The following is a 22,858-nucleotide window of genomic DNA, read 5'->3' as shown; positions in this document are numbered from 1 at the left end:
GCTCACCGCCCCGACGCGGCGGCCAGCTTGCGTACGGTGGCCACCACGCTGTCCGGCGTCGTGTCCTGGCCGAGCACGTCGGAGACGCCCATCCGGCGCAGCTCCACCTCGTCCTCGTCCGGCATCACGCCGCCGGCCACGATGGCGAACCGCGGTGGTTCGGGCAGCTCGCCGATGAGGTCGAACAGCCGGCGGAAGATCGACATGTGGGCGCCGGAGAGCAGGCTCACGCCGAGCACGTCCACGTCCTCCTGGATGGCGGCCTCGAGCACCTGCTCCGGGCTGCGGTGCAGGCCGGTGTAGATGACCTCCATGCCCGCGTCCCGCAGGGTCCGGGCTACCACCTTCACGCCCCGGTCGTGCCCGTCGAGGCCGATCTTGGCGAGCATCACCCGGGCCGGCTCGTCCGCGTCCATTCGTGTCCTCCTTGATGGACTGGCCACTTAATGGTCTGACCATAAAGCGGTCGATTCTTCGAATGCAAGAGGTACGACGCGTCTAGTGGTCTGACCTCATCATTGGTATGGTCCGGTACCGGCCTCTACCTCCGAGGAGGCGCCATGGCGGATTCCCGACGGGTGCGGCCGAGGGTCATTGCGCCGGCCGAGCGTGTGCTCGCCGACGTACAGGAAGGGCTGCTGCGGGATGGCGCGCGGCCCGGCGCGCACGTGCCGAGCGAACGGGACCTGACCGGTTCCCTGGGGGTGAGCCGGCGCAGCGCGCGTGAGGCGCTCGCCGCGCTGGAAGCGGTCGGCGTGGTGCGCGGCGGGCCGGCACATCGGGAGCTGGCCGAGGCGCCGGCGGCCGGCATCGGTCGGCTGTTGCGGCTGCTGCTGGTCGCCGAGTCGGTGCCGGGGCCGGCATTGCTGACCCTGCGCACCGAGCTGGAGCGGACCGCGGCCGAGGGCGCCGCCCGCCGGGTCGACCGGCGGGACCGCGCCGAGCTGTCCGCGTTGCTGGTCGCCATGCGCGAGCCGGGAATACCGGCCGACCGGTTCGCCCGGCTGGACACCGCGCTGCACCTGCGAATCGCCCGCGCGTCCCACAACCAGCTGCACGAACAGCTCATGCGCGGCCTGCGGGACGCGGTCGCCGCCCGGATGGCCGTGGCGTTCCGGGCGGTCGAGGACTGGCCGGCCACGGCCCGGCGGTTGGCGGGCGAGCACGACCGGCTGGTGGGGGCAATCACCGCCGGCGACCCGGCCGGCGCGGCCGAGCTCGCCGAGAGCCACCTGCGCGGCTTCTACTGAGGGCTACCCGGGCAGTACCACGCCGTTGATCACCGCGGTGGTCACCAGTGCGCCGAGGTAGATCGCGCCCGCCGGCACGATCAGCCCGAGCAGCAGCGGCGTCCACTGCCACCGGGGTGGCTCGGTGAGCTGTGGGCGGGCCAGCGTGGCCACCTCGCCGGGTCCGTCCGGAACCGCCACCGGGCGGGTGGAGCCACCGGTGACGGCGGCCAGGCCGGCACGTTCCAGCAGCTCGGTGCCGCCCCGGGCGGCGTACATGATCAGCCCTTCGGTGATGGCCACGAACAGCACGTTCGTGTACGGCACGCCGAAGGCCAGCCACTCGGGCGGGTAGTCGAAGCGGTAGAGGCCCAGGGCGGTGGTGGTGATGCCCTCGATGAGGATGTCCGAGAAGCCGAGGGCGACCGGGATGACCACGAACTGCCAGCCGCCCAGGGTGGCGTCCAGCTGCCGGCGGTAGCGCAGCACCAGCAGAGACGTGATGCCGAAGAAGAAGCCGTAGGACAGCGGTGCCCAGAGCGGCTCGGGCCGCCCGTCGAGCGTGTAGAGCATGACGAAGCGTTCGTCGAAGGTGATCCGGAAGAACCAGGCGTCACCCAGGATCCAGTCCCAGCCGAGTGCCCCGATGGTGGCGCCGGCGTAGATCCCGGCGAGGAACCGGGAGCGGCCGAACCGGACCAGCATTCCCAGCCCGACCAACCACAGGACCAGGCAGAACAACTCCCAGCCCCGAAGCCCGACGATGGACCCGTCCAGCACGGTGTCGGCCACGCCGCCTCCAAACGAACGTCGTTCGGTTATTGATGGTGGTCTACACCCCGCGCGCGGAATGGTCAACAGTCTCGTGACCCCCACGGTGGGTCACCGGCTGTGTGGCACCAAGCCCGGCGAGGTCCCACAATCGGTGCGTCAGCCCGGTTCCTGAAGTACTCCGCCGCGCCGGGTCGAATCCCGCGAGGTGAACCATGTCCCTGCCCTCGGCGCCGCCTTCGGGTCCGCTCTGGCCCGGTCCGACGATCGGCACGCTCACCCTCCGGGCGCTGCGCCGTTACCCGGACCGGATCGCCTTCGCCGAAGACTCCGGGCAGCTCAGCTACGGCGGCGCGGCCGAGCTGATCGGCCGCTTCCAGCGGGTGCTGGAGGCGCGCGGGCTGCGTCGCGGGGACCGGGTCGGGCTGCTGGCCGGGAATACTGCGCAGGCCTGGTGCGCCGGGATGGCGGTGCAGGCCAGCGGGATGGCCACCTCGTGGCTGCACCCGCTCGGTTCGGTGGACGACCAGCTCTACCAGTTGGCCGACCTCGGCGCGGCGGCCTGCATCGTGGACGCCGACCGGTTCCCCGAGCGCACCGGGGTGCTCGCCGAGAAGGCCGGCGACGTGCCGGTGCTCGGGCTGGGCGGCGGGGGCGTGGCGGTGCCGGACCTGATGGCCGAGGTCGAGAAGGCCGGCGCGGCCACCGCGTGCGACCTGGCCCAGCCGGACGATATCGGCCTGGTCAACTACACCGGGGGCACCACGGGACGGCCGAAGGGCGTCCTGCGCCGCCAGTCCGGGGTGCCGTGGATCATGTCGCTGGGCACCGCGCTGGACTTCGAGATCCCGGTCGCGGGCCGCTACCTGGCCGTCGCGCCGATCACCCACGTGGCCGGGACCAAGGTGCTGCCGGTGCTCTCCCTGGGCGGCACGGTGCACCTGCAGACCGGGTTCGACCCGGAACGGGCGCTGGCCACCATTGCACGCGAGCGGATCAGCATGAGCCTGATGGTGCCGACGATGATCTACGCGTTGCTGGACCACCCGGCGCTGGACCGCGCCGACCTCAGCTCCCTGGAGCTGCTGCTCTACGGCGCCGCGCCGATGTCGCCGACCCGGCTGGCCGAGGGCATCGAGCGCATGGGGCCGGTCTTTTCGCAGCTCTACGGGCAGACCGAGTGCTACCCGATCTCCGTGCTGCGCCGCGCCGAGCACAGCGACGCCACGTTGGCCGGTTCCTGCGGCAGCCCGGTGAGTGGCGTCTCGGTGGCGCTGCTCGACCCGGAGGGGAACCCGGTGCCGCCGGGGGAGCCGGGGGAGATCTGCGCGCGCGGCCCGGGCGTGATGGAGGGTTACTGGCGCCAGCCGGAGTTGACCGAGGCCACGTTCGCGCACGGCTGGCTGCACACCGGCGACGTTGCCCGGGCCGACGAGCGGGGCTACCTGACCATCGTCGACCGCACCAAGGACATGATCATCAGTGGCGGTTTCAACGTGTTCCCCCGCGAGGTCGAGGACGCGCTCACCAGCCACCAGGCGGTGGCCATGGCGGCCGTGTTCGGGGTGTCGGACGAGAAGTGGGGCGAGGCGGTGACCGCCGCGGTGGTGCTGCGGCCGGGTGCCGAGGTGACCGAGGAGGAGCTCGCCCGGCACGTGCGGGAACGCAAGGGAGCCGTGCAGACCCCGAAGTCCCTGCGGTTCGTCAACACTTTACCCACCACCGCCGTCGGAAAGATCGACAAGAAGGCACTGCGCGCGACCTGGGAAAACTGATCAAGCTGAGAAGCTTCATCAGCAAAAAAGGATAGGAAACGCCGGTTTCGCCTCATCTGCGGAATCGACTACTTAATGTGGCTTCAATCACTCCGTAGGACACATCTGTCACTCCTGTGTGCACGACGTTCTACAGAACCTTCGCGTTTCGACGTCGTTACGAGGACATTCGCCACTGTCGCGGCCGCTCCCCACACCGCCGCGGCTACTGAAGGGACAACGATGTCCGTCGACCGACGAGTGCTCTGCGCGCGCCTCCCGAACCGCGCCTGTCGAGCGATGGTCGTCCCTTCCTCAGTTGGAGAGGACCACCACGATGCCCGCCCATCGCGCCGCCACCCGTTCCCGCCCCGACCCCGAGGACGGCACCGGTAGCCGTTTTCACAGCCGCCGCCGGTTCCTCGGCTACCTGGTCGCCGCGCCGACGCTGGTGGTCGCCGCCGAGCTAGGCCGCAGCGCAATCTTCAACAGCCCCCCGGTCTGGGGTGAGGACCTGCCGCTGCCCAAGCTGCCGTCCTTCCAGGGACCCGAGCACTACGACCTGCTGGACGCGATCCGCGACAGCGCCCGTCCCACCGCCAACCTGATCACGATCGAGGTCAGGCGGGACGGCACGGTGGCGTTCGCGCTGCCCCGCTCGGACAACGGCCAGGGCACCATCACCTCCACCCAGATGATCATCGCCGAGGAGATGAACCTGGACCCCGACCAGGTCCACGTGACCCTGGCCGACGCCCGGCCGGAGCTGGTGTTCAACCAGCTCACCGGTGGTTCCAGCGCCACCTTCTCCACCTACACCCCGATCCGGGTCGCCGCCGCGCTCGCCCAGGGCCGGCTGCTCGACGCGGCCGCCGCCCAGCTGGCCCAGGAGAAGGCGGTGCTGACCAGCCGCAAGGGCCTGATCCTGGGGCGCAACGGGGAGTCGCTGCCGTTCGGCGAGCTGACCGAGGCGGCGGCCAGCCCGATCGACGAGGCGGCCGAGGTGGTCCTGAAGGACCGGGAGAAGTTCACCATCATCGGCAAGCCGCGCACCAAGAGCGACGCGCGGGAGATCGTCACCGGCAAGAAGAAGTTCACCACCGACCTGAAGGTTCCGGACGCGCTACCCACCGTGATCTGCCGGGCGCCGGACCTCAACGGTTACCCCAAGAGCTGCGAGAACCTGGACGAGGTCCGCAACATGCCGGGCGTCACCGACGTGGTGAAGGTGAGCACCGGCTACGCCGTGCGGGCCAAGACCTTCGGCCAGTGCATCGACGCGGTGAACGAGCTCAAGGTGAGCTGGAACGCCGGCACCGTGGCCGGGGAGAACGACGAGTCGGTGCTGCGCAAGCTGCGCAAGGGGGAGCTGCCGCTGGCCGTGCCGGCCGGCGCGGGCGAGGTGGTGGAGGGCGAGTTCGTCTTCTACTTCCGCAGCGGTAGCCCGCTGGAGACCAACTGCGCCATCGCCGACGTGCGCAAGGACAAGGCGACGATCTGGAGCGCGGCGAAGAGCCCGATCGCGGCGCAGGCGGAGATCGCCAAGAACCTGGGCCTGCCGCAGAACGCGGTGGACTTCCACGTCATGCAGGGCGGCGGCTCGTTCGGCCGGAAGCTGTTCTTCGACGGCGCGCAGGAAGCCGCCGAGTGCTCGCAAAAGATCGGCAAGCCGGTCAAGCTGATGTGGACCCGGGCCGACGACTCCCGGCAGGGCCGCACCCACCCGATGGCCACCACCCGGGTGCGCGCGCTGATCGGCAAGGACTCGGTGCACAGCTTCGAGCTGCGGCACACCAGCGTGGCCACCGAGATCAACCCGGGCTTCTCCGAGCCGATCACCGCCGCCGCCAGCAAGGCGCCCACCGGCAACCTGGGCGTATCGGAGATCATCTGGGAGCTGACCCAGCTCACGCCGTACAACTTCGGCAACTCCACCCGGTTCCTCAACGAGGTGGACATGCGGTTCAACACCTCGGCGGTGCGCAACATCTACTCGCCGGACGTGGCCACCGCACGCGAGCTGATGGTCGACCAGATGGCCAAGAAGATGGGCAAGGACCCGTACGAGTTCCGCCGCGAGTTCGTCAGTCTGCGGCGCTACCGGAACGTGCTGGAACGGGCGGCCAAGGAGGCCGACTGGGGCAAGAAGATGAAGCCCGGCACGGCGCAGGGCATCGGCCTGCACGTGGAGTACAAGGGCGCGGCGGCGTGCATCGTGGAGATCGACTGCCGGGACGACACGGTCAACCGGAAGGTCCGCATGGCGCGCACCGGGGCCCGCGTCACCAAGGTCACCTACGTCGTGGACGTCGGCCTGGTGATCAACCCGCGCGGGGTTGAGGCCCAGATGATGGGCGGCATCAACGACGCCCTGGCGATGACGCTCACCTCGAGCCTGCACCTGGACGACGGGCACTTCGTCGAGGCCAGCTGGGACAACTACTTCTACACCCGGCAGTGGAACACCCCGCCCGAGATGAACATCGTGGTGATCGACGACTCGGAGTCGCCGGAGCCGGGCGGCGCCGGCGAGTTCGGCGTGGCCGCCACCTGCGGCGCGATCGCCTGCGCCTACGCCAGGGCGACCGGGAAGGTGCCGGAGTACTTCCCGGTGAACCACAAGGACGACCTGCCCTTCAAGCCGTACCCGACCTCGCCACCGATCCCCGCCCCGCCCGCCGACGGCCTCGAGCACACCTACTGAGGAGACCGCCATGCCCACACAGAAGTTCAAGCTCAACGGCAAGACCGTGGATGTGGACGTCGAGGACGACGTGCGCCTGCTCTGGGTGATCCGCGACATGCTCGGGGTGACCGGGCCGAAGTACGGCTGCGGCATCAACGTCTGCAAGGCCTGCACCAGCCACATCAACGGCAAGGCGTTCAACCCCTGCTCGGTCCGGGTCGGCGACATCAACGACGGCGACGAGGTCACCACCATCGAGGGGCTGGCCGACACCCACGACGGGGACGGCCTGCACCCGATGCAGGAGGCGTGGATCGACCACGACGTGGCGCAGTGCGGCTACTGCCAGCCCGGACAGATCATGGCGGCGGTGGCCAAGGTGAAGCAGTGCCGCGACGAGGGCCGGGACGTGGACGACAGCGCGATCGAGGAGATCCGCAACATCTGCCGCTGCGGCACCTACAACCGGATCCGCGAGGCGATCAAAGCCGGCGCGAAGAAGATGTGACCTCGTACCTACCGGAAGGACGAAAAACCATGCCTACCAAGAAGCTGATCGGCCTCGCGCTGGCCGGTGCCGCCTTACTGTGGATCGGCGCCAGCGTGGCGCAGGCCGACGAGGACGACTCCGAGGGCTACCCCAGCACGCAGAGCCCCACCCAGGGAGTGGACGCGGGCGAGGCCACCCTGGAGACCCAGCGGGACTCGTTCATGGACGCGGCCAACGGGGACGACCGCCCGAACGGCGCGAACGGCACGGAGACCGAGTTCTTCGACCCCGACTCCCGGTTCGTGGAGGGACCGGTCGGCGGGCTGTTGAAGGACGGGCCGCTCAAGTAATGGGTGCGCTGAGCCCGACCCACTGGTTGATCGTGCTGGGCGTCCTCGCCCTGCTGTTCGGGGCCAAGAAGCTTCCGGATCTGGCCCGGTCGGTGGGGCAGTCCACCCGGATTCTCCGCGGCGAGATGCGGGAGCTGAAGGCGGACGACGAGCAGCGGACCCAGCGGCAGGCACTCCCGGCCGCCGACTCGACGGGGACCTGACCTCGGGCTATCCGGTGCCGGGCTCCGCTTTGGGTAACACCCCCTCGCCGGAGACCCGGCGCCGCCGGCGGTCCCCGTTCGCCCTGCGGGCCACTTCCTCGAGCCGCCGCAACCCCGGGCGGTCGAGCATCCGCGCGACGACGTCAGCAGCCGCCGACGGCTCCCGTTCCCTAATCCGCTCGCGCATGCCTCCGGGGTACCCGGGTGTACGCCGGCGAAACGCGACGCACGCCTCATCCCGGGCCGGCGGCGCGGTGCACGGCCGTGCGGACCAGCTCGGCGTTGTCCTCGGCCGGGCTCCCGTCGGGCATCACGAACGAGTCCTCCAGCCCGATTCGGGTGTCCAGGCCCGGGCGCGTCCAGCTCGGCGAGCGCGTCGGCCGGCAGGTCCAGTCGCGGCGGCCGCGTTCTCCCGAAGCTGGTCGAGCTGGTCGGCGAGCTGGACCTGCACTCCGACAAGTTCCTGGTGCCCGGCACGGATGCCGTCACCCTGGTGGTGTTCCACGCCGAAGCCGGCAGCCGGTCCGCCGACTCCCTCGAGCTCCTGGGCAGCCTCGCCGCCTCTTCCGGCTGATCCCGACCCCTTTGCATGATCATCAGGGCGTGAGGGCCGCCTTTCGGCTGTTCGAACGGCCGTCATGCCCTGATGATCACCGGTGGGTCGGCTCAGTGGGTGATGCGTGACCGGACCGAGTCGGCGGTGCGCCGCGCCCGCCGGGTCGAGCGCCTGATCTGCTTGCGGGCCTGGCGGCGGGCGCGCCGGCTGGCCTTGCGGGCCCGGCCGGCGGTCTGGTGGCCGGCCAGCTCCAGGCGGTCGGCGCGGTCGGCCAGTAGTTGGCCCGCCCGCTCCGCCGCTCGGGTGGCGCGTTCTCCGGAAGTGCTGGCCAGCATGGCCAGCCGGTCGCCGCCCCTGGAGGCGTGCACGCCCAGCTCACCGGCGGCCTCGCTGGCCCGCTCGGCCGCGGCACGGGCGGTGAGGGCCAGTCGCTCGCCGGCCCGGGCGGTGGATTCGCCGGCTTGCTCCACGGCCCGCGCGGCCGTCTCGCTGGCCCGGCCGGAGAGCCGCCCAGCGGCACGGCCCGCGCGATCGGCCGCCTCACCGGCGCGGCTGGAAAGTGCCCCCGCGGTTTCGCCGGCCCGGCCGGTGAGCGTCCCGGCTGCTTCCGACGCCCGGCCGGAGAGTGCCCCGGCGGTTTCCGATGCGCGCCCGGAGAGCGTTCCGGCGGTTTCGCCGGCCCGGCTCGAGAGCGTGCCGGCGGCCTCGCTCGCACGGCCGGTGATCGTGCCGGCGGTTTCGGCGAGTCGGCCGGTGAGGGACTCGGCGGCGGGGGCGATCTGGTGGCGGGACCGGAAGCGGCGCGCCCGCCAGGCCAGCGACGGCCGGCCGCCGGTGTCGGCGGCCGCCAGCAGCAACCCGCCGAGCAGGCCGAGGCTCTGCAGGAACTGGGTGCGTTCGGCGCGCCGCAGGTCGGGGTTCGGCTGTTCCCAGAACCGCTGCTGGGCCAGCGCCGTCGGCACGACGCCGGCGGCCAGTGCGGTGGCGGAGAGCCGGGGCAGCACTCCGAGGCCGAGCATCGTGCCGGCGCCGACCTTCACCACAGCGTCGGCGCGTACCAGGGCGCTGTGGGACACCTGTTCGGCGCCCGGCACCAGGTTGGTCAGTTGGTCCAGGACCGGGCGGGCGGCTTCCTCGTGACCCTTCGGATCACGCAGCGCCTCGATGCCGCTCCACACGAAGATCCCGGCGAGCAATGGCCTCGCGGCCCGTCGTAGCAACATGCCCTGGTCACTTCCCGGACCCGGCCCCGGATAAACCGCGAGGTGTGAAGGTTGCGGGTTGCGGGTACCCAGTGGTGCGGGCGCATGCACCAGAGCACCCGTGCGGGCTGAAAAAAGCGGCCACCTTTGTCGGAGCTGATCTCGACTGTGAGGTGTCGCTGAAATGTCTGCCGCCCTGCTGGGTGTAGAGAACTCGCGATCGGATGCGGATCCGGCGCCGCTGTTCGCCGAGCTGGCCACCCTGGAAGCGGATGACCCGCGCCGGGTCCAGGTGCGGGAGCTGCTGGTGGCCGAGTACATACCCATGGCCGGCCGGCTGGCCCGGCGGTTCGCCAACCGGGGTGAACAGCTGGAGGACCTGCGCCAGGTCGCGCTGCTGGGCCTGGTGCACGCCATCGACCGGTTCGACCCCGAGCAAGGGGTCAACTTCCTGGCCTTCGCGGTGCCCACCATCCAGGGCGAGCTGCGCCGGCACTTCCGGGACCGGGGCTGGGCGATGCACGTGCCGCGCCGGTTGAAGGACCGTTACCTGGTGCTCAACGCGGCGGTGAGCGAGCTGTCCCAGGAGCTGGGGCGGGCGCCGAAGCCCACCGAGATCGCGTCGAGGGTGGACATGTCCCTGGACGACGTGCTCGAGGGGCTACAGGCTGCCCAGGCCTATCGCTGCGACTCGCTGGACGAACCGCTCACCGACACCGAGGACAGCGGCCACACCGTCGCCGACACCGTCGGGACCGCCGATCCCGATATGGAGCTGGCGGAGAACTGCCAGGCGCTGCGCCCGCTGCTGGCCCGGCTGCCCGAGCGGGAGCGACGCATTCTCATGCTGCGTTTCTTCGGCGGTCTCACCCAGACCCAGATCGCCACCGAGATCGGCCTGTCCCAGATGCACGTGTCGCGCCTGCTCGCCAAGACCTTGCGCACCCTGCGCGACCAGCTGAACCGCGGCTAGCCCCAATGCTGCTCAGTTAAGGCGCTGCGCCCGTCGTCAATGTCGGCGTGCGGTTTCGGTTGGGGGGTGGGTTCGAAAGATGGCCTGGACGGCGGTGCGGTGGCGACCTTTGCGTGCCCGGCCGGCGGTGTGGGTTGCGGAGCGTGGCCGGTGTTGGTCGGGTTCGGGGTTGGGCAACGGGTGCGGTCGGGCTAATCGGAGTTCACTTATTGTGACTGAAGTGTCAATAGTGGTTCACGTGTCTGTTGTGACTATCGGTCGGCGCATCCTGGGATGGGGTCTGCTCATGGTGGGAGATCAACATCATCGATAGAGACGTTACCCGCGAGTAGAACGTCTGTGAGGATGATGTCGATCTTCATCGACCCCTGGAACACCGAATAGCCGCGACGAACCGACGCGTCCTGGGCCGACGACAGTCCCAAACCACTAGCTGAATGCCCGTGCGGGCGATTCCACCTCGAGGAGCCGGACGCGGCAAACCTGACCAACACCAGCCACGCCCCGTAACGAGGCCGGCGGCCGGGAGCGGACGCCGCGGCAGGGCCGCTACCGCACCACCGTACAGGCTATCTTTCGAACCTGACCCCCGGCCGAACCGGCGCGCCGGTGTTGACGACGGGCGCGGCGCCCCAACTGAACGGCATTGCGGCTAGCCCCGCGCGGCCGCCAGGAAGGACCGCACCGCCTGCGCCGGGTCGCCCGCGCGCACCAGCGCCTCGCCCACCAGCACGACGTCGGCACCCCAGGCGTGGTACTCGGCGACGTCCTCCGGCCCGGCAACGCCGGACTCGGCGACCTTCACCGCGCCGGCCGGGACGGCCGGACCGAGCTCCTTGAACACCGTGCGGTCCACCGCGAGGGTCTTGAGGTTGCGGGCGTTGATGCCGATCAGCTCCGCGCCGAGCGCGGCCGCCCGGTGCAGCTCCTCCTCGGTGTGCGCCTCCACCAGGGTGGTCAGGCCGAGCTCGGTGGCCAGCCCGAGCAGCTCGGCCAGCGGACCGTCCTCCAGCGAGGCGATCATGAGCAGCATGAGGTCGGCGCCGTGCGCGCGCGTCTCCCACACCTGGTACGGGTCGACGATGAAGTCCTTGCGCAGCACCGGCACGTCCACGGCGGCGCGCACCGCGTCCAGGTCGGCCAGCGAACCGCTGAACCGGCGCTGTTCGGTGAGCACGGAGATCGCGCTGGCGCCGCCCTCGGCGTAGCGGGCGGCCAGCCGCGCCGGGTCCGGGATGTCGGCGAGGTCGCCCTTGCTCGGGCTCTTCCGCTTGACCTCCGCGATGATCGACACCTCCGGCTCGCGGAAGACCGGCAGCACCGCCCGCACCGGCGGCGCGTCGGCCACCCGCGCCCGCAGCTCGGCGAGCGAAACCTCCGCCTGACGGGCGGCCATGTCCTCCCGGACACCGGCCAGGATGCCGTCCAACACGTTCACGTCGAGCCCCCGGTTTTGCGTCGTGGGTGGATACTCAGTCTCCACTCTCGCGCACGGCGGGTCAGACTGGCGGGGTGAATTCACCCGATCCGCTCGATGATCCGTACCTGTGGCTGGAGGAGGTCACCGGCGAGGAGCCGCTGACCTGGGTACGTGCCCGCAACGCCGAGACCCTGGCCGACCTGGCCGTGGGCGACCGGTTCGAGGAGCTGCGCGCGCAGACCCTCGAGGTGCTGGACGACAGTGACCGCATCCCCTACGTCCGCCGGCGGGGCGAGCTGCTCTACAACTTCTGGCAGGACGCCGAGCGGCCGCGCGGGCTGTGGCGGCGCACCACCCTGGACAGCTACCGGTCGGCGGATACCGAGTGGGAGCACCTGCTGGACGTCGACGCGCTGGGGGCCGCCGAGGGGGAGAACTGGGTGTGGGCGGGCGCCGGGGTGCGCCGGCCGGACTACGCCCGCGCGCTGGTGGAGCTGTCCCGGGGCGGGGCCGACGCGGCGGTGGTGCGGGAGTTCGATCTAGAGACCAAGGAGTTCGTGTCCGGCGGGTTCACCCTGCCCGAGGCGAAGACCCGGGTGTCCTGGATCGACGCGGACACGATCTACGTCGGCACCGACACCGGCCCGGGTTCGATGACCACCTCCGGGTACCCGAGGGTGATCCGGGAGTGGCGCCGGGGCACCCCGGTGGCCGAGGCGCCGGTGGTGTTCGAGGCGGCGGAGACCGACGTGTCCGCCTACGCCTGGCACGACCACACCGAGGGCTTCGTGCGGGACTTCGTCGGCTGCCGGCCCGACTTCCACACCAGCCGGGAGTACCTCCGCCGCCCGGACGGCCGGCTCCAGCTGATCGACGTGCCGGACGACGCCGAGGCCGACGTGCACCGGGAGTGGCTGCTGGTGCGGCCCCGCTCGCCGTGGGAGCTGGGCGACGCGACGCACCCGGCGGGCTCGCTGCTGGCCTTCCGGTTCGACGACTACCTGGCCGGCGACCGAACGGCGACCGTCCTGTTCAGCCCCACCCCGTCGCGCTCGCTGAGCTACCACGCGTGGACCCGCCACCACCTGATCCTGGTGCTGCTGGTGGACGTGGCGACCCGGGTGGAGGTGCTGACCCCGGACCAGGGGTGGGCGCGGGTGACCCTGCCCGGCGGTCCCGACCTGGGTTCCACCGACGTCATCGGGGTGGACCCGGACCACGGCGACGAGTACCTGCTCGACGTGAGCGGGTACACCCAGCCGCCGGCCCTGCTGCGCGGGGAGATCGACGGCGGGGTGGAGACGCTGCGCCAGGCTCCGGCGTTCTTCGAGACCACCGGGATGCGCACCCGGCAGTTCTTCGCCGAGTCCGACGACGGCACCCGGGTGCCCTACTTCGTGGTCGGCGCGGAGAGCGACCGCCCGGCGCCGACCCTGATGACCGGCTACGGGGGGTTCGAGATACCCCTGACCCCGCGCTACAGCGGGATCGTCGGGCGGGGTTGGCTGGCCCGGGGCGGCAACTACGTGGTGGCCAACGTCCGCGGCGGCGGGGAGTACGGGCCGGACTGGCACACCGCCGCGCTGGGGGAACACCGCGAGCGCGCGTACCAGGATTTCGCCGCCGTGGCCCGGGACCTGGCGCGGCGGGGGATCACCACGCCGGCCCGGCTGGCCGTGCACGGCGGGAGCAACGGCGGCCTGCTGATGGGTGTGATGCTGACCCGCTACCCGTCGTTGTTCGGAGCGATCGTGATCCAGGTTCCGCTGTTGGACATGCGGCGCTACCACCTGCTGCTGGCCGGAGCGTCCTGGATGGCGGAGTACGGTGACCCCGAGTCACCCCGCGACTGGGAGTGGCTGGCTCGTTACTCTCCGTACCAGAATCTGCGCCGGGGCGTGGTGCTGCCCCCGGTACTGGTCACCACCTCGACCAGGGACGACCGGGTGCATCCCGGGCATGCCCGCAAGATGGTGGCCAGGATGCGGGAGTACGGCTATCCGGTGAGTTACTACGAGAACATCGAGGGCGGGCACGGTGGGGCGGCGGACAACGCACAGCGGGCCTTCCAGTGGGCGCTGCTGCACGAGTTCTGCTGGCGGCACGTGGGCGGCTGATCCGGCTGGTCCGGCCGCGCCGGCGCCCGGGAGCACCGGGTGACCGACGACGAGCTGGTCGTCAACTTCGCGCTGGCCCGGCTGGACCACCCGGGCCTGGACCTGGAGGAGGTCGCGGAGCTGCTGGTCCGCCGGATGACCCGGGACGAGATGCTGGGCTATGCGGCGCGCAACCTGACCGACCGGGACGAGCTGCGGGGCGCGGCGTTCCAGTCGGCGGTGGAGTGTGTGCTCCGCATCGTGCTGAAGCTGCGTGAGAGTGATGACTAGCGCGGACTAGCTGGGTGGGGAGACGGCGGGGCGCCCGCGTTCCGCCCGGGCGCAGGTGCTCAGGATGACGTTGGCCACGAGTTCCGGGTCGTCGGACATGCACAGGTGCCCGCAGCGGGGGAGCCGGACCTGGAGCGCGCCCGGGAGTACCTGGACCGCGCCGTTCGCCTGGTGGCGGGAGATCATCTTGTCCCGGTCGGCCCAGGCCATGGTCACCGGCACCTCGGGCTGGCGCCCGGGGCGCCAGCGGAACAGGCGGGTGCTGCGCATCGCCTCTTCGAACGCGGTCGCATCGCGCATGGCGGCCATCAGCTCGAGGCTTTCGGCCGAACCGATCCGGCTCGGATGGCTGCACAGCCGCGACATGATCGTGGTCTGCACCAGCCGGCTGGCGGCCAGGGGCGGCCTGGTGGCCAGCGCGAGGCGGGAGGCCATCCGGAAGGCGCGTAGCTGGGCCACGGTCGCCCGGCGCTGGGCCGGCGTCCAGAACCCGGTCGGGGACAACGCCGTCGCCGAGGACACGGTGCCAGCAGCGGCGGCCGCGACCGCCAGCATGCCGCCGAGGCCGAGTCCGGCCACGTGCGGCCGTTCCACGCCGAGGTGCTTGAACACCCGTTCCAGCGACCGCACGCCGAAGGCCTTGATGCCTTCGTCCGTGACGGTGTGCGGAATCGGTGCCCGGCCGAGGCGGGGCAGGTCGACCGCGAGCACGTCGTGCCGCTCGGACAGCCGGTCCAGCACCGGCAGCCAGATCGGCCAGCGCTGCCCGAGGCTGTGCAGCAGGACCAGCGGGGTGCCGGAGCCGCGCCGGCAGTAGTTGGACTCGACCACGCCCGCCCTCCCTTCGCACCCCCGGGGTACCCGGTTAATCGAGAGTAAACTCTAACCGCTCGCCCGCTCGTCGGCAGCGGAAGACCGTTGCTCGTCTGTATCGAACCGTTCGACGCGTGCTCCTATTTCGGCCCGGCCCGGTATCGCCGAGCCGGGCCGAAGGAGGCCTCGGTCAGCCGCCCAGGAGGGCGGTCATCTCGTCGATCTCCCGTTGCTGGGCGTCGACGATCCGCCGGGCGAGCTGCTTGGCCTCCGGGTTCTGCCCTTCGGCCAGCTCGGCGTTGGCCATGGTGACGGCTCCTCGGTGATGGTCGACCATCATCCGCGGGAACAACCGGTCGAAGGCCGGGCCGCTGCTCCGTTCGAGCTCGGACATCTGCTCGGCGGTCATCATCCCTCGGCCCGCCCCCCGCATCTCGTGCCCGCTGTGTTGCATCCCGCCCATGGCCTGGTCACCGGTCTCCGGTACCGGTGCCTGCCAGTCGCGCAGGAAGCCGGTCATCTGGTCTATCTCCGGCTGCTGGGCGCCCTGGATGGCGGCGGCCAGCTCCTTGACCCTGGGTGAGCCGGCCCGGGTTGGCGCCAGCTTCGCCATGTCCACCGCCTGGGCGTGGTGCGGGATCATGCCCTGGGCGAAGGAGATGTCGGCCTGGTTGTGGGCCTGGCCGGCGGACGCGGCCGGGGCGGGCGGTGCGGCCGGCGAGGCCGGAGCGTCGCCGGTGGCGGCGCAGCCGCCGAGGGTGGCGACGGTGATGAGTGCGGTGGCCAGGGCGCCACCGAGCGTGTTCGTGCGCATGCTGAAGTCCTCTGCGTTTGGGAATGGGCTGGTCGTCGGAGAGCCGGTGACGATCAGCGCCGGGAAACGCAGAGGCGCAGCAACAGGACGGCGCCCGAGGGCGGGCCGCGCGGCGGGTGGGTGGTGGGTGCGCTGGGCAGGGCCAGCGTCGGCGCCGCCACGGACAGCGCGCCGAGCACCGCGGTGGCCAGCTGTGGAAGGTCCTCGGACGGGAGCACCGCCTGGCACATGTGCCCCATGGCCAGCTCACCGCCGCAGCAGCCGTGCGCGGCGTTCGGAGCGTGCTGGGCGTGCTGGCCCGCGTGGGTGGTGGCGTGGTGACCGCTCGGGGAGTGTGCGGCACCGAGCAGGTGGTGCATGCCGACCAGGCCGATCGCCAGGGCGACGATCAGCAGCCAGCGCACCGGTGGCGCGCTCGTGCGGAGCACCACGCCGGCCACCCTAGCGGCGCCCGGGGACGACCGGCTCAGGCGGAGCGCCGGATGCCTTCAGCGCGGTCCCGGGGGGCGTGCACGTGCAACCAGGCCAGGCGCCCGCCGGGTTCGCGGGCGAGTTCGGGGCAGTCGGAAAGCGGGTCACCGGTCGGCCAAGCCGCACGATGGCCCACGGCGACGTCGAGCAGCCGCTCTCCGAGCCGCTCGAACAGCCTGGCCAGGGGTGGGGCGAACGGAACCATGCCGCCACGCTAAGGAACGCACGATTATCGCCAAGGCCGAGAGCGGTAAGCGGAAGGCAAATTCGCTGAGTGGTCTCTCAGAGAGCGCTTCGGAGGTCCCGGGCCGGGAGCCTCGAGCACCGCTCATCTCGTGGTCAAGTCGCGATGAGAGACCCTGATCGCTGGTAGAAGGGCTCTCACTGCTACTTGACCATGGTCTCAGTGGTGATGGTAGGCGTGCACCACCGCATGACCCCGGCCCCTCCCGATCATCCACCGGTTCACGGGAGTGGTCAGCAGGAACGCCAGCACCAGTGAGAACGCCAGCGCGGACCAGAACAGCACACTGGTCAGGCCGGCGTCCATGGCGCCCGGGACGAACACCATGACCGCGTTGTCCAGGATCTCCATCACGGCGATGGACACGGTGTCGGCGGCCAGCGCCACCTTCAGCGCGGAGGCCAGGCCGACGCCGGCGCGCAGCACGCCGCGCATGGTCAGCGCGTAGCCGAAGACGAAGGCCAGTGCGACCGAGAGCACCACGGTGGCCGCGTTGTGCAGCCCCAGGGCGGTGCCGATCACCATGCCCAGCACCTCGCCGATCGCGCATCCGGTGAGGCAGTGCAGCGTGGCCGATGCGGCGGCGGACCAGGTCACGGACGACCACCCGCCGCTGGTGGGCGAGTGGCCATGCGAGTGGTGGGCGTGCTCGGTCATGCCGTTCTCCTTTCGTATACCCCCTGTAGGTACCATAAGATGCACCCCTGGGGGGTATCAGTGCCACGTGGGGGTCATCACCTGCCTAGATTTCTACCCTACCCCCCTAGGGTATGTTAGCGTCGACTTGACGGCGCCCCGCGCCGGTGTCGAAGGGAGATGGTCGCCGTGACCACCGCGTCCAAGTTGACCGGCTACCTGGCCGCGCTGCTCGTGCTGGCCGGTGGGGCGTACGCCGCCGGGTCGCTGCTGGGCGCGCCGCCGACGGCGCCCGCCGCCGCGCCCAGCCACGAATCTGCTGGGCACGAATCTGCCGGGCACGGATCTACCGGCCACGGCGTGGACGGGTCCGGGGAAGCCCCGGCGGACCAGCCGAAGGGCCTGGCGTCCGCCATGGACGGCTACCGCTTCGTGCCGGCCGACCGCGCCTTCGCGCCGGGCGCCCCCGGCCAGTTCAGCTTCCGCATCGACGGGCCGGACGGCGCGCCGGTGACCCGGTTCGAGGTGGAGCACGACAAGCTCATGCACCTGATCGTGGTGCGCCGGGACGGGGCCGCCTACCAGCACCTGCACCCGGAGATGGCCCCGGACGGCACCTGGCGAGTGCCGCTGACCGTGCCGGCGGGCGGCTCGTACCGGGCCTTCGCCGATTTCGCGCCTACCGGTGGCCCGGCCCTCACGCTCGGCACTGACCTGGAGGCGCCCGGTGACTACGCTCCGGCGACCACCCGGCCCGGCCGCACCGCGCAGGTGGCCGACTACCAGGTGGAACTGGCCGGCGAGCTGGTGCCGGGGCAATCCTCGCCGCTGACCCTGACCGTGCGCCGGGGCGGTGTGCCGGTGCGCGATCTGCAGCCCTACCTGGCCGCCTATGGCCACCTGGTGGCGCTGCGCGAGGGCGACCTGGCCTACCTGCACGTGCACCCGGACGGCAGCCCGGGTGACGGGCGCACCGCCGCCGGCCCCGAGATCCGGTTCTTCGCCGAGGTGCCCTCGGCCGGGAACTACCGGCTCTACCTGGACTTCCAGCACGACGGCGGGGTGCGGACCGCCGAGTTCAGCCTGTCCGCCGTGGCTACCCACCAGCATGGAGGCGCATGATGACGAGCGTGTCATCCGGGACGACCGGCGCGGTGCGAGAGGTCGAGCTCGCCATCGGCGGGATGACCTGTGCCTCCTGCGCGAACCGGATCGAGCGCCGGCTGAACAAGCTCGACGGGGTCACCGCCACGGTCAACTACGCCACCGAGAAGGCCACGGTGCACGCGCCGGAGGGCGTCGAGGCGGAGCGTCTGGTCGCGGAGGTGGAGGCGGCCGGATACACCGCCGAGCTGCCCCGGCCGGCGGACCACCGGGGCCACGACGGCGCGGAGACCGGCCAAGAGACCGACGACCCGACCGGGGCGCTGCGCCAACGGCTGGCCGGCGCGATCGCGCTGTCCGTGCCGGTGATCGTGCTGGCCATGGTGCCGGCGCTGCAGTTCCGCTACTGGCAGTGGATCTCCCTGGCGCTGGCCGCGCCGGTGGTGGTCTGGGCGGCCTGGCCGTTCCACCGCGCGGCCTGGGCGAACCTGCGGCACGGCGCGGCCACCATGGACACGCTGATCTCCATGGGCACCCTGGCCGCGTTCGGCTGGTCGTTGTACGCGCTGCTGTTCGGCACGGCCGGCACGCCCGGCATGGTTCACCCGTTCACGCTGACCGTGGCGCCCAGCGACGGCGCGGGCAACATCTACCTCGAGGTGGCGGCCGGGGTCACCACGTTCATCCTGGCCGGTCGCTACTTCGAGGCTCGGGCCAAGCGCCGGGCCGGCGCGGCGCTGCGCGCCCTTCTGGAGCTCGGCGCCAAGGACGTGGCGGTGCTGCGCGGGGACACCGAGGTCCGGGTGCCGGTGGACCGGCTCGCCGTGGGGGACCGGTTCGTGGTCCGGCCCGGGGAGAAGATCGCCACCGACGGCGTGGTCGAGGACGGCAGCTCGGCGGTGGACGCCGCGCTGCTCACCGGTGAGTCGGTGCCGGTGGAGGTGCGGCCGGGCGACGCGGTGGTTGGCGCGACGGTGAACGCGGGCGGCCGGCTGGTGGTGCGGGCCACCCGGGTCGGCGCGGACACCCAGCTCGCCCAGATGGCCCGACTGGTGGAGCGCGCGCAGACCGGCAAGGCCGCCGTGCAGCGGCTGGCCGACCGGATCTCCGGCGTGTTCGTGCCGATCGTGATCGCGCTGGCGGTGGGCACGCTGGCCTTCTGGCTGGGCGCCGGGGCGGGTGCCACGGCCGCCTTCACCGCCTCGGTGGCGGTACTGATCATCGCCTGCCCGTGCGCCCTGGGCCTGGCGACCCCGACTGCCCTGTTGGTGGGCACCGGCCGGGGCGCCCAGCTGGGCATCCTGATCAAGGGACCCGAGGTGCTGGAGTCGACCCGCCGGGTGGACACCGTGGTGCTGGACAAGACCGGCACCGTGACCTCCGGGAAGATGTCGCTGGTCGAGGTGCACACCGCCGAGGGCGTCACCGAGGAAGAGGCGCTGCGCCTGGCCGGCGCCGTGGAGCACGCCTCCGAGCACCCGATCGCCGCCGCCATCGCGCGCGCCGCCTCGGCCCGGCTCGGCGCGCTGCCCCCGGTCCAGGAGTTCGCCAACAGCGAGGGGCTCGGCGTGCGGGGTGTGGTGGACGGCCACGCCGTGCTGGTCGGCCGGCCGGCGCTGTTGGAGCAGTGGAGCCAGCCGCTGCCGGAGCCGCTCGCGGCGGCCGCGCGGGCCGGCGAGGCGCGGGGCACGGCGGTCGCGGTGGCGTGGGACGGCCGGGCGCGCGCGGTGCTGGTGGTGGCCGACACCGTCAAGCCCACCTCCCGCGCGGCGATCGCCCAGCTGCGCGCGCTCGGGCTCACCCCGGTGCTGCTGACCGGGGACAACGCCGAGGTGGCGCGCACCGTGGCCGCCGAGGTCGGCATCGACCCCGGTCCGGAGACGGTGATCGCCGAGGTGCTGCCGGCGCAGAAGCTGGACGTGGTGAAGCGCCTGCAGGACCAGGGCAAGGTGGTCGCCATGGTCGGCGACGGGGTGAACGACGCCGCCGCGCTGGCCCAGGCCGACCTCGGGCTGGCCATGGGAACCGGCACCGACGCGGCCATCGAGGCCAGCGACCTGACCCTGGTGCGCGGCGACCTGCGGGTGGCCGCCGACGCGATCCGGCTGGCCCGGCGCACCCTGGCCACCATCAAGGGCAACCTGTTCTGGGCCTTCGCCTACAACGTGGCCGCCCTGCCGCTGGCCGCCGCCGGCCTGCTGAACCCGATGCTCGCCGGCGCGGCCATGGCGCTCAGCTCGGTGTTCGTGGTGACCAACAGCCTCCGCCTGCGCCGGTTCCAACCTCTCAGCAACGGTCCAGAATGATGTACGCATGTCGCGGGAGACGGCCGACGTAGTAGTCGTCGGCGCTGGAATCAACGGGATGGCCGCCGCCGCCCGGCTGGCCAAGGCGGGCCGGTCGGTGGCGCTGGTCGAGGCGCACGACCGGATCGGCGGGTTCATCGGCTCGGGGGAGCGCACCGTCCCCGGGTACGTGCACGACACGTGGTCGTCCTGGCACCCGCTGTTCGTCAGCGGCCCGGTGTACGCCCAGTTCGGCGCCGACCTGCACCGCCACGGCCTGGCCTACGCCAATGCCGACGGCCCGCTCACCGGCTCGGTGGCCGACGACGGCTCGGTGACCATCGCCCACCGGGACCTGGAGGCCACCGTGGCCGGCTTCACCGAGCCGGCGGACCGGGACGCGTACCGGGCGGCGGTGGCCCGCTTCGGCGCGCACGCGGCACACATCGGCGGGCTGCTCGGCACCGAGCTCCGCTCGCTGGACGCGCTCGCCCCGCTGTGGGGCCTGGCCCGCGCCGGCGGCCGGGCCGAGCTGACCGGGTACGCCAGGGACGTCGCCACCTCCGGGCGAGCGTGGCTGCGCACCCACTTCCGGGGCCCGGAGGCGGACCGGCTGTGGGCGCCGTGGTTGCTGCACGGCGGGCTGGCGCCGGACAGCGCCTCCGGTGGGCTGATGGTGCCGATCTTCGCGGCGACCCTGCACGCGGCCGGGCTTCCGGTGGTGGTCGGCGGCGCGGGGAACTTCGTGACCGCGTGGGAACGGCTGCTCGACGAGCTGGGTGTCCGGGTGCACACCGGCCGGCGGGTGGCCCGGATCGAGCTGCGCGACGGGGGTGCCGGCGGGGTGGCCGGCGAGGGGTGGAGCCTGGCCGCCGAGCAGGCCGTGCTGGCCTCGGTGACCCCGCCCGCGCTGTACGGCGAGCTGCTGCCGGCCGGCGCCGTGTCCGCCGAGGTGCACTCGGCCGCGCTGCGCTACCGGCCGGGCCGGGCGGCCATGCAGGTGCATGTGGCGCTGTCCGGGCCGGTGCCCTGGCGTGACCCGGCGCTGGCCGGGGTGCCGCTGGTGCACCTGAGCGACGGTTCCGGCTCCACCGGGATCGCCTGCGCGGAGGCCGAGGCCGGGTTGCTGCCCCGCCGGCCCACCGTGGTGGTCGGCCAGCAGCACGTGCTGGACCCGTCGCGGGTGCCGGACGGCAAGGCGGCGTTGTGGCTGCAGCTGCAGGAGGTGCCGTTCGCGCCGGTCGGCGATTCGGCCGGGGAACTGGACACCAGCGGCGGCTGGAGCCCGGAGCTGGCCACCGGCTACGCCCGGCGGGTGCTGGACCGGGTGGCGGCGCAGGCGCCGGGGCTGGCCGAGCTGGTCGTGGGCATGGACGTGATCACCCCGGCCGACCTGGCCGGGTACAACCCGAACGCGCTGTGCGGCGACCCGTACGCCGGCTCGGCCGAGCTGGACCAGAGCTTCCTCTGGCGCCCGCTGGCCGCCGTGCCCGGCCACGCCACGCCGGTGCCCCGGCTGTGGCACATCGGGGCGGCCACCCACCCCGGGGCCGGCCTCGGCGGCGCATCCGGACACCTGGTGGCCGGCCGGCTGCTCGCCCCGACGCCCGGACAGCGGCTGCGCGGGCTGATCACCCGGCCCTGGTAGGAGATCAGACCTTGCGGCCGACCGCGCCGTAGGCGTCGATGCCGGCCGGGAGAGTGCCCACCTCGATCCGGTTCGGGCGCCAGTGGTTGATCGGTACCACGCCCGGCTCGATCAGCTCCATGCTCTTGAAGAAGCCGGCGACCTGCTCCACCGAACAGAGCCGGTAGGGCACGGCCCCGCTGTCCGGGTACTCGCTCGCGGCCAGCCGGGCGGACTCGGTGAGGTTGGTGTTCTCCCACAGCGTCAGGGTGCTGCCGGTGGGGGTGGAGTCGACCACCCGGGCCACGATCTCCCGGGCGCGCTGGTACTCGGCCACGTGGCCGAGCACGCCCATGAACATGACCGCGACCGGCTCGTTGAAGTTCAGGATGTTGCGCGCGTCGGCCACGATCAGGCTGGGGGCGTGGTAGTCCGCCTCGACGTAGGTGGTGACGCCCTCCGGGGTCGTGTTCACCAGCAGCGCGCGGGCGTGGGCCAGCACCAGCGGGTCGTTGTCGACGTACACCACCCGGGACTCCGGCGCGATGGCTTGGGCCACCTCGTGAGTGTTCTGCAGGGTGGGCAGGCCGGTGCCGATGTCCAGGAACTGGCGAATGCCGGCCTCTTCGGCCAGGTAGCGCACCGTCCGGATGAGGAACTGCCGGGACTGCCTGGCGATGTCCACGATCTCCGGCTGGATCGCCGCCCAGGCGTCACCGGCCGCGCGGTCGACCGGATAGTTGTCCTTGCCGCCCATCCAGTAGTTCCAGATCCGCGCGGACTGGGGCACGTCGAAGTTGATCTCTTCCATCCACCGTCCCGGGAGATCAATTAACTACGCAA

The 22,858-nt window shown here is 71.9% G+C and carries 24 protein-coding genes; 12 read left to right on the top strand and 12 right to left on the bottom strand.

Annotation, left to right across the window (positions count from 1 at the left end; translation table 11 throughout):
* Window positions 1-2: 2 nt before the first annotated feature.
* A complete protein-coding gene (locus ABEB12_RS26015; protein ID WP_185062390.1) occupies window positions 3-416 on the bottom strand; it encodes a cobalamin-dependent protein in 414 nt (137 codons plus the stop codon).
* Window positions 417-560: 144 nt separating this feature from the next.
* On the opposite strand from ABEB12_RS26015, the gene ABEB12_RS26010 reads away from it, so the two are divergent.
* Window positions 561-1,250: an FCD domain-containing protein gene (locus ABEB12_RS26010; RefSeq protein ID WP_185062389.1), complete on the top strand. Its 690-nt coding sequence runs from the start codon at window positions 561-563 to the stop codon at window positions 1,248-1,250.
* Between the two features lie 3 nt (window positions 1,251-1,253).
* Here ABEB12_RS26010 and ABEB12_RS26005 read toward each other — a convergent pair whose 3' ends face one another.
* Window positions 1,254-2,021 (bottom strand): hypothetical protein, encoded by a 768-nt coding sequence (locus tag ABEB12_RS26005; RefSeq protein WP_185062388.1) that lies wholly within the window; start codon window positions 2,019-2,021, stop codon window positions 1,254-1,256.
* Window positions 2,022-2,215: 194 nt separating this feature from the next.
* Between ABEB12_RS26005 and ABEB12_RS26000 the strand changes: the two genes are divergently transcribed.
* The 5 genes from ABEB12_RS26000 (at window position 2,216) to tatA (ending at window position 7,483) form a co-directional block, all read left to right on the top strand.
* Entirely contained in the window at window positions 2,216-3,775 is a 1,560-nt protein-coding gene (locus ABEB12_RS26000) for an AMP-binding protein (protein WP_185062387.1), read from the top strand.
* A 316-nt stretch (window positions 3,776-4,091) separates the two neighbouring features.
* Window positions 4,092-6,458, top strand: a complete 2,367-nt coding sequence (locus tag ABEB12_RS25995; RefSeq protein WP_185062386.1) for a molybdopterin cofactor-binding domain-containing protein — start codon at window positions 4,092-4,094, stop codon at window positions 6,456-6,458.
* Between the two features lie 10 nt (window positions 6,459-6,468).
* Entirely contained in the window at window positions 6,469-6,948 is a 480-nt protein-coding gene (locus tag ABEB12_RS25990; protein ID WP_185062385.1) for a 2Fe-2S iron-sulfur cluster-binding protein, read from the top strand.
* 29 nt (window positions 6,949-6,977) lie between these two features.
* Window positions 6,978-7,280 (top strand): hypothetical protein, encoded by a 303-nt coding sequence (locus ABEB12_RS25985; protein WP_185062384.1) that lies wholly within the window; start codon window positions 6,978-6,980, stop codon window positions 7,278-7,280.
* On the top strand, window positions 7,280-7,483 hold the full coding sequence (gene tatA, locus ABEB12_RS25980; RefSeq protein WP_185062383.1) for a Sec-independent protein translocase subunit TatA: 204 nt from the start codon (window positions 7,280-7,282) through the stop codon (window positions 7,481-7,483). Before ABEB12_RS25985 ends, tatA begins: the two co-directional genes overlap by 1 nt.
* 7 nt (window positions 7,484-7,490) lie before the next feature.
* Here tatA and ABEB12_RS25975 read toward each other — a convergent pair whose 3' ends face one another.
* The 3 genes from ABEB12_RS25975 to ABEB12_RS25965 form a co-directional block, all read right to left on the bottom strand.
* On the bottom strand, window positions 7,491-7,670 hold the full coding sequence (locus tag ABEB12_RS25975) for a hypothetical protein (RefSeq protein ID WP_185062382.1): 180 nt from the start codon (window positions 7,668-7,670) through the stop codon (window positions 7,491-7,493).
* Window positions 7,671-7,716: 46 nt separating this feature from the next.
* The gene (locus ABEB12_RS25970) at window positions 7,717-7,830 is read right to left on the bottom strand and encodes a 3-keto-5-aminohexanoate cleavage protein (RefSeq protein ID WP_185063075.1); all 114 of its coding nucleotides are present in this window, start codon (window positions 7,828-7,830) and stop codon (window positions 7,717-7,719) included.
* 319 nt (window positions 7,831-8,149) lie between these two features.
* Window positions 8,150-9,262 (bottom strand): DoxX family membrane protein, encoded by a 1,113-nt coding sequence (locus tag ABEB12_RS25965; protein WP_185062381.1) that lies wholly within the window; start codon window positions 9,260-9,262, stop codon window positions 8,150-8,152.
* A gap of 163 nt (window positions 9,263-9,425) precedes the next feature.
* On the opposite strand from ABEB12_RS25965, the gene ABEB12_RS25960 reads away from it, so the two are divergent.
* Window positions 9,426-10,214 carry a SigB/SigF/SigG family RNA polymerase sigma factor gene (locus tag ABEB12_RS25960; RefSeq protein WP_185062380.1) on the top strand — a complete coding sequence of 263 codons (789 nt, stop codon included), beginning with the start codon at window positions 9,426-9,428 and terminating at the stop codon, window positions 10,212-10,214.
* A 652-nt stretch (window positions 10,215-10,866) separates the two neighbouring features.
* On the opposite strand, the gene trpC is transcribed toward ABEB12_RS25960, so the two are convergent.
* Entirely contained in the window at window positions 10,867-11,652 is a 786-nt protein-coding gene (gene trpC, locus ABEB12_RS25955; protein WP_185062379.1) for an indole-3-glycerol phosphate synthase TrpC, read from the bottom strand.
* Window positions 11,653-11,726: 74 nt separating this feature from the next.
* On the opposite strand from trpC, the gene ABEB12_RS25950 reads away from it, so the two are divergent.
* Both ABEB12_RS25950 and ABEB12_RS25945 read left to right on the top strand, forming a co-directional pair.
* Window positions 11,727-13,751 (top strand): prolyl oligopeptidase family serine peptidase, encoded by a 2,025-nt coding sequence (locus ABEB12_RS25950; protein WP_185062378.1) that lies wholly within the window; start codon window positions 11,727-11,729, stop codon window positions 13,749-13,751.
* 39 nt (window positions 13,752-13,790) lie between these two features.
* On the top strand, window positions 13,791-14,021 hold the full coding sequence (locus tag ABEB12_RS25945; protein ID WP_185062377.1) for a hypothetical protein: 231 nt from the start codon (window positions 13,791-13,793) through the stop codon (window positions 14,019-14,021).
* Between the two features lie 6 nt (window positions 14,022-14,027).
* Here the strand turns inward: ABEB12_RS25945 and ABEB12_RS25940 are convergent, their stop codons facing one another.
* The 5 genes from ABEB12_RS25940 to ABEB12_RS25920 all read right to left on the bottom strand — a co-directional run bounded on the left by ABEB12_RS25940 (window position 14,028) and on the right by ABEB12_RS25920 (window position 17,020).
* A complete protein-coding gene (locus ABEB12_RS25940; protein WP_185062376.1) occupies window positions 14,028-14,852 on the bottom strand; it encodes an alpha/beta fold hydrolase in 825 nt (274 codons plus the stop codon).
* Between the two features lie 172 nt (window positions 14,853-15,024).
* Window positions 15,025-15,648, bottom strand: a complete 624-nt coding sequence (locus ABEB12_RS25935; protein ID WP_185062375.1) for a DUF305 domain-containing protein — start codon at window positions 15,646-15,648, stop codon at window positions 15,025-15,027.
* Window positions 15,649-15,701: 53 nt separating this feature from the next.
* Window positions 15,702-16,079, bottom strand: a complete 378-nt coding sequence (locus tag ABEB12_RS25930; protein ID WP_185062374.1) for a DUF6153 family protein — start codon at window positions 16,077-16,079, stop codon at window positions 15,702-15,704.
* Window positions 16,080-16,114: 35 nt separating this feature from the next.
* Window positions 16,115-16,324, bottom strand: a complete 210-nt coding sequence (locus ABEB12_RS25925) for a hypothetical protein (RefSeq protein ID WP_185062373.1) — start codon at window positions 16,322-16,324, stop codon at window positions 16,115-16,117.
* 198 nt (window positions 16,325-16,522) lie between these two features.
* On the bottom strand, window positions 16,523-17,020 hold the full coding sequence (locus ABEB12_RS25920) for a DUF4396 domain-containing protein (RefSeq protein ID WP_185062372.1): 498 nt from the start codon (window positions 17,018-17,020) through the stop codon (window positions 16,523-16,525).
* Between the two features lie 168 nt (window positions 17,021-17,188).
* On the opposite strand from ABEB12_RS25920, the gene ABEB12_RS25915 reads away from it, so the two are divergent.
* From ABEB12_RS25915 to ABEB12_RS25905, 3 genes are read left to right on the top strand one after another with little or no spacing between them, the layout of a single operon-like run.
* Complete coding sequence (locus tag ABEB12_RS25915) at window positions 17,189-18,121, top strand: hypothetical protein (RefSeq protein ID WP_185062371.1); 933 nt, start codon at window positions 17,189-17,191, stop codon at window positions 18,119-18,121.
* Window positions 18,122-18,129: 8 nt separating this feature from the next.
* Window positions 18,130-20,409: a heavy metal translocating P-type ATPase gene (locus ABEB12_RS25910; protein WP_425572274.1), complete on the top strand. Its 2,280-nt coding sequence runs from the start codon at window positions 18,130-18,132 to the stop codon at window positions 20,407-20,409.
* Window positions 20,410-20,416: 7 nt separating this feature from the next.
* Complete coding sequence (locus tag ABEB12_RS25905) at window positions 20,417-22,036, top strand: FAD-dependent oxidoreductase (protein WP_185062369.1); 1,620 nt, start codon at window positions 20,417-20,419, stop codon at window positions 22,034-22,036.
* 4 nt (window positions 22,037-22,040) lie between these two features.
* On the opposite strand, the gene ABEB12_RS25900 is transcribed toward ABEB12_RS25905, so the two are convergent.
* Entirely contained in the window at window positions 22,041-22,826 is a 786-nt protein-coding gene (locus tag ABEB12_RS25900; RefSeq protein ID WP_185062368.1) for an SAM-dependent methyltransferase, read from the bottom strand.
* Between the last annotated feature and the right edge of the window lie 32 nt (window positions 22,827-22,858).

The organism is Actinospineispora eucalypti (genome assembly GCF_039543365.1).
GTDB lineage: Bacteria > Actinomycetota > Actinomycetes > Mycobacteriales > Pseudonocardiaceae > Pseudonocardia > Pseudonocardia eucalypti.
The sequence above is the reverse complement of the archived record's forward strand: the minus strand, read 5'-3'. Positions and strand labels throughout refer to the sequence as shown.